Here is a 5,318-nt window from a genome sequence, read left to right on the forward strand (position 1 = left end):
CAGCAGCCTCGGCTACCGCAATCCCGCCGAATACGAGACTGCCCTGGCGGCCTGACCACCACACCGAAGGTGTCCGCCAAAGCGGAACAAGCTCAGCTCAAGGCCTGGCGGGGCATCCCCACTCGATACGACAAGACACCCGAGAGCTACCTCGCCGGCCTCCACCTGCGCGCCTCGATGATCTGGATCAACGACCTCCTGAAGGCAACTGACTGATCACAACATCACACAGGCCTGAGCCAGGTAACACATCGAGGCACCTCACAGCCAGGACGGACTCGTCGGTGTGAAGTGGAGATGGAAGCGCGGGTGCGCCAGCAGCCACTGCGTGATGGCGGGCGTCTTGTGGGTGACGTAGTTGTCCAGGATCAGATGGACATCGAGGTCAGCAGGGACTTCCTTGTCGAGCTTGGTCAGAATTCTTGAACTCGACGGCGTGTGGTGGTGGCGGCGCGGACGTAGTCGTGGCTGCGGCGTTCGGGAACGCCTGGAACCGGCGGCAGTACGGGCTGGGACCAGTCGAGTGCCTGGATCCGGGACTTCTCGTCCACGCACAGGACCAGAGCCTTCTCCGGCGGGCAAACAAGCAGGTGGCGGCGGAACTCGGCGTGAGCGAGCAGTCGGTGAACCGCTGGCGGGCCCGGTTCGTCAAGCAGCGGCTGGACGGGTCTGGTCGACGAGCCGCGGCCGGGGCGGCCGCCGTCCATCCTGCTTGACCAGGTCGAGGACGTCATCGTGGCGACGCTGGAATCCACACCGGGCCGGGACACGCACTGGTCGCGTGCCTCCATGGCGGCCCGGACCGGGCTGTCGAAGTCCACCATCGGGCGGATCCGGAAGAGGTTCGACCTCAAGCCGCACCTGCAGGATGCGTTCAAGCTCTCCACCGACCCGCAGTTCGTCGCGAAGGTCGTCGACGTCGTCGGCCTGTATCACAGTCCGCCCGAGAAGGCGGTGGTGTTATGCGTGGACGAGAAGGCCCAGATCCAGGCCCTGGACCGCTCTCAGCCGGTGCTGCCGATGATGCCGGGCATGCCCGAGCGGCGTACCCACGACTATCTCGAGCACGGCATCACCAGCCTGTTCGCCGCCTCCAACATCGCCGACGGCACCGTCATCGGCGAACTCCACCGCCGCCACCGGGCCATCGAGTTCAAGAAGTTCCTGGTCACGATAGACAAGACGGTCCCCGCCGAACTCGACGTGCACCTGGTGTGTGACAACTGTGAGCATCATGGAGTGCCGCAGGGTGTCGGAGCCTGACCCGTGTGACAACTGGCCGCAGTTGCCTTGGAGTAGAACTGTCGGCTCTGGCTCCCTGCGGTGCGTATTGCCGCCGGCCCGGTGAACGTGTCCCGATAGACATCTCGGGGTCTGAAGAAGTCAAGCAGCAGCGGTCATTGGTGAGGTCGCGGGCGGAGTGAAGGCGCGTTCCTCGTTGAAGAGGACCCGCTTCTGGAGGCAGTGGAACAGCTGCCCGAGCAGGCGATTAAACAGGTGTCGTTGAGCTTGCGCGTGCCAGTCGCCAACATCGCGGCGGTGGCGGTAGTGGGCCTGCGCGCCCGGTGATGAGCGCAGTGAGGAGAAGGCCCAGAGGTAGCCGGCGTGGTGGAGTCGGTTGTTCTTGACCATGCGGCGTCCGACGTAGTGTTTCTTGCCGGAGGCGCGGGTGATCGGTGCGGATCCGGCGTATGCCTTCAGCCCGCGGGCGTCGGCGAAGCGGTTGCGGTCGTCGCCTGTCTCGGCGAGAACTCGTGCCGCAAGCTGGACACCAAGACCTGGGAAGCTCAGGAGGATCTCGGCGTCCGGATGCTCGCGAAAGCTGGCATCAACTGCTTCGGCGAGGTCTTCACTGGCCTGGCAGGCTGCTTCGAATTGCTTCAGCAGGGCAAGGAGCTGCTTGCCGAAGGCGTCCTCGACAGCCGAGGGCTGGTGAGGGTACTCGGCCCGCAGGATAGCCCGCAGGCGGTCAGCCTCCTCGTCGATGCTGCGGACACGGCCGGCGCGCTTGAGTGCGGAACGCAGTTGGCTCAGCGACAGTCGCGAGCCTTCTGTAGGCGTTGGCGCTTTGGCCAGGATGATGCGGGCTTCCTCGCGGGCCAGTCCTCCTTGCTTGGCCAGGAAGGCATCTAGGGCAGCGGGGTAGTACTCGCGCAGCAGGGAGCGGATTTGGTTGCCGATCTGCTGGCGGTTCCAGACGGCGTCCTGCTGGGCCCGAGCAAGTACGGCGATGGCCTGTGCTTGGTCGGAGTCCGCTGGCAGCGGCCGGTGCACGGCCATGTCGGTGCGGAGGATGTTGGCCAGCACGAGGGCGTCGCCCGGGTCTGACTTCTTGCGGGACACACCGTGGCGGTCGCGGTAGCGGGAGGCGGCGAGCGGGTTGATCGCGAAGACCTTGCGGCGGCCGGTTCGCAGGGCTGCGACGAGCAGGCCGCGGCTGGTCTCGATGGCCACCGGTATCGGCGAATCAGGGCTGTCGCCGTGGTCGGCCAGGAGCTCGAGCAGCATCCTGTAGCCGGCCGCGTCATCGGTGATCCGTCGCTTGGCCAGCAGTTCGCCAGCCTCATCGATCAGGGCTATGTCGTGGTGCCTTTCTGCCCAGTCGATCCCGCAGAACACAGTCACACGTTCTCCCATCGTCGAGCGTTTATGCAGGTCACGAGCTCATGCGGGTCACGCGGCGTCCTAATCCCAGGACTCGTTGGTCCGCCATCTCGGTAGCCGTTCGCGACACCAGCGCGCCCCAGGGGCCTCTGTCTGCGCCAGAGCTCGCGGCTCGCGGAGGTGGACAGGAGGTCGCCCTGCGGCGGGCTCGCGCCACGACGACAACGAATGACATACGACGGTGGGTTTCACGGGACTTGGAGACGCCGGGCCGCGCCGCTCTCTCGTGAGGCCTCAACGGCCGGGGAGATTCCCAGGCGTTTGCCCGGCGCCCGCAGGTCCCGTGAAACCCACCCCCGTGACGGCGCCGCTCTATCGGGAGGCCTCAAGGGCCCGGGGCCTTACAGACGTCCGTCACCAGACAGCCCAGAAGCCCAGCTGCGGCTTCCGGAACCTTCACTACGGATTAGGGGCTTTGCTGCACAAAGCACCGTCACAGTTCTGACCGCCCACCGGACCGGGGTCAGCCACCAGACCCAGTCCAAGGAGCCTCGTGACCGTCACCAGCATGCCCCAGCCGACGCAGCCCTCGCAGCCGGCCCCCGGCCCGGCCGAGGAGGCCGAGGACGTGATCCTGGGGGTGGACACCCACAAGGATGTCCACGTCGGGGCTGGGCCTTCGCCGACGCTTGCCGCACAGCCGGCGTCCGTCAGTCCATGAGCGCGATCGGCAGCTCGGCGGACAACGCGCTCGCCGAATCATTCAACGCGACGTTCAAACGCGAGACCCTCCAGGGCCGCAAACACTGGTCCAGCGAGCCCGAAGCCCGCCTCGACGCCTTCCGCTGGCTCCACCGCTACAACACCCGGCGCCGCCACTCCCGCCTCGGACAACACAGCCCGATCGCAGAAACAGCGCTCGAAGAACCATCAACTACGCTGACCCAAGCCGCATAGACCGTGTCCAGGATTCAGGGTCAAGGCCCGCTGTCATTACGACCCTGGGTGCCTCGCTCGCTCAGCAGGAGTTCCCGGCCACCGCCATCGGCTATCGCCAGCTACTCGCTTGGGCACAGTCGTTCGGTGTCCTGCGCCGAGCCGGTGTCGAGTGCACCGGCTCTTTCGGAGCCGCGCTGACCCGGGCCCTGCGCCAAGAGGGCATCGACGTTATCGAGATCAACCAGCCCGACCGTGCCACCCGGCGCAAGCGCGGCAAGACCGATGCCATCGACGCGGACGCAGCCGCCCGCGCGGTGCTGTCCGGACGGGCCACTACCGTGCCCAAGAGCGCGGACGGGCCCGCCGAGGCCATGCGGGTCCTGCGACTGGCCAAGGAATCGGCGGTCAAGGCCCGCACCCAGGCACTGAACCAGCTCAAGGCTGTCCTCATGATCTGGTTCGGAGATCCTGTCGCAGTAGCGGCAGATGCGGTCGAGGATCTGGTCGGCGGTCTTGGTCCATTTGAAGGGCCTGGCATCGTCGTCCCAGACCTTGATCCACTCTTCGAGTGCGGTCTTGAGGTCGTCGAGTGAGCAGAACACCCCGCGTGTGAGGCAGCGTCGTTCCAGCTCGGCGAACCACCGTTCGACCTGGTTGATCCAGGACGAGTAGGTCGGGGTGAAGTGGAGCTGGAAGCGGGGGTGCGCGAGCAGCCACTTGTGCACCACGGGCGCCTTGTGGGCGGAGAGCGGACCGCACCGGTCCTGCCGATGCCGCCCACCGGACCGGGGTCAGCACCGCGCGGGCGGCTGCGTCCCGTAGGCGGCATCCGCCACGACGACCGGCGGCTCGACCGTGCCACCCGGCGCAACGCGCGAAGTGGACCGTGTGCGGGCCGAGTTGGCGTCGTATGTGCGCTGGCCGTCCGCGCGGACGTGACTGCCCATCCGTTCGACGCTGAGCCCGAAGCGCATCTGGCCTGTAGTACCTCCGTAACAACCCCTAACGAAATGATCTTTGGGCTGGTTGGACGGCCTTGAGAACTCGGTGTGGGGGGTGCGGGGTGGCTCGGCGGGTGCCGTGGGAAGTGGACGATGAGCTCTGGGCGGTGATCGAGTCGCTGTTGCCGATGGTGGAGCGTCGGGTTCGTCATCCGGGGCGGAGGCGGCATCCGGGCCGGCTGGTGTTCCAGGGCATCCTGTTCGTCCTGCATACCGGGATCGCGTGGGTCATGTCCCCTGTGGTGGTGTAGCTGATCATTCGGCGGTGCCGGGCAGGCAGGTGGTGGCGTCCGGATAGAGGCTGTCCATGCTCTCGATGGAGAGGTAGCGGCGGGGGAATGCGGTCCGCTCATCGTGGAGCTCGACGAGGACAGCGGTGGCCAGTCGGTTCACGGCGTCGGTGTTCGGGAAGACCTGGACGACGTCGGAGCGGCGTTTGATCTCCCGGTTCAGCCGTTCAAGCGGGTTGGTCGACTGGATCTTCTTCCAGTGCTGATGAGGGAAGTCCGCGAATGCGGTCAGGTCCTCCTTGGCGTCGAGGAGCATGTCTCTGGCCTTGGGGAACTGCCGACCGAGCATGTCCGCGACGGTGTCGAGCTGGGCCCGAACCGCTTCGGCGGCGGGCTGGGCGAAGACGGTGCGGATCGTCGCGGTGTCGGCGTACACGTGAACGTGGCCTTGGCAAGATTTCCGTGACGCCGGGGTGTGCGACCGTGCGCCGGTGACGCTCCGTCACGGATAGTGGCGTCTGAGATGGGCCATGAGGATCACTCG

General features: G+C 66.4%; 2 protein-coding genes and 7 pseudogenes. 5 read left to right on the top strand and 4 right to left on the bottom strand.

What is annotated here, in order from left to right; genetic code table 11:
* The first annotated feature begins 69 nt into the window (after nt 1-69).
* Nucleotides 70-216 carry a hypothetical protein gene (locus ACZ6C1_RS38470; RefSeq protein ID WP_469247691.1) on the top strand — a complete coding sequence of 49 codons (147 nt, stop codon included), beginning with the start codon at nt 70-72 and terminating at the stop codon, nt 214-216.
* A 48-nt stretch (nt 217-264) separates the two neighbouring features.
* Here the strand turns inward: ACZ6C1_RS38470 and ACZ6C1_RS38475 are convergent.
* Nucleotides 265-590, bottom strand: a pseudogene (locus tag ACZ6C1_RS38475) (IS630 family transposase); the annotation flags it as partial.
* Between ACZ6C1_RS38475 and ACZ6C1_RS38480 the strand changes: the two are divergent.
* A pseudogene (locus tag ACZ6C1_RS38480) lies at nt 582-1,248 on the top strand (IS630 family transposase); the annotation flags it as partial. The pseudogenes ACZ6C1_RS38475 and ACZ6C1_RS38480 overlap by 9 nt on opposite strands.
* A 135-nt stretch (nt 1,249-1,383) precedes the next feature.
* Here ACZ6C1_RS38480 and ACZ6C1_RS38485 read toward each other — a convergent pair.
* Entirely contained in the window at nt 1,384-2,637 is a 1,254-nt protein-coding gene (locus tag ACZ6C1_RS38485) for an IS110 family RNA-guided transposase (protein ID WP_469247690.1), read from the bottom strand.
* A 645-nt stretch (nt 2,638-3,282) separates the two neighbouring features.
* Here ACZ6C1_RS38485 and ACZ6C1_RS38490 point away from each other — a divergent pair.
* Nucleotides 3,283-3,561: pseudogene (locus tag ACZ6C1_RS38490) on the top strand (integrase core domain-containing protein); the annotation flags it as partial.
* 29 nt (nt 3,562-3,590) lie between these two features.
* A pseudogene (locus ACZ6C1_RS38495) lies at nt 3,591-3,995 on the top strand (IS110 family transposase); the annotation flags it as partial.
* A 135-nt stretch (nt 3,996-4,130) separates the two neighbouring features.
* Here the strand turns inward: ACZ6C1_RS38495 and ACZ6C1_RS38500 are convergent.
* Nucleotides 4,131-4,280, bottom strand: a pseudogene (locus tag ACZ6C1_RS38500) (transposase); the annotation flags it as partial.
* Nucleotides 4,281-4,606: 326 nt separating this feature from the next.
* On the opposite strand from ACZ6C1_RS38500, the pseudogene ACZ6C1_RS38505 reads away from it, so the two are divergent.
* A pseudogene (locus tag ACZ6C1_RS38505) lies at nt 4,607-4,783 on the top strand (transposase); the annotation flags it as partial.
* A 16-nt stretch (nt 4,784-4,799) separates the two neighbouring features.
* On the opposite strand, the pseudogene ACZ6C1_RS38510 reads toward ACZ6C1_RS38505, so the two are convergent.
* Nucleotides 4,800-5,195: pseudogene (locus ACZ6C1_RS38510) on the bottom strand (transposase); the annotation flags it as partial.
* Nucleotides 5,196-5,318: the final 123 nt, after the last annotated feature.

Source organism: Streptomyces sp. NPDC041796 (assembly GCF_055590785.1).

What these genes read in the sequence shown, in the direction of transcription:
- ACZ6C1_RS38485 (WP_469247690.1), bottom strand. Translation starts at nt 2,637, where the DNA reads ATGGGAGAACGTGTGACTGTGTTCTGCGGGATCGACTGGGCAGAAAGG.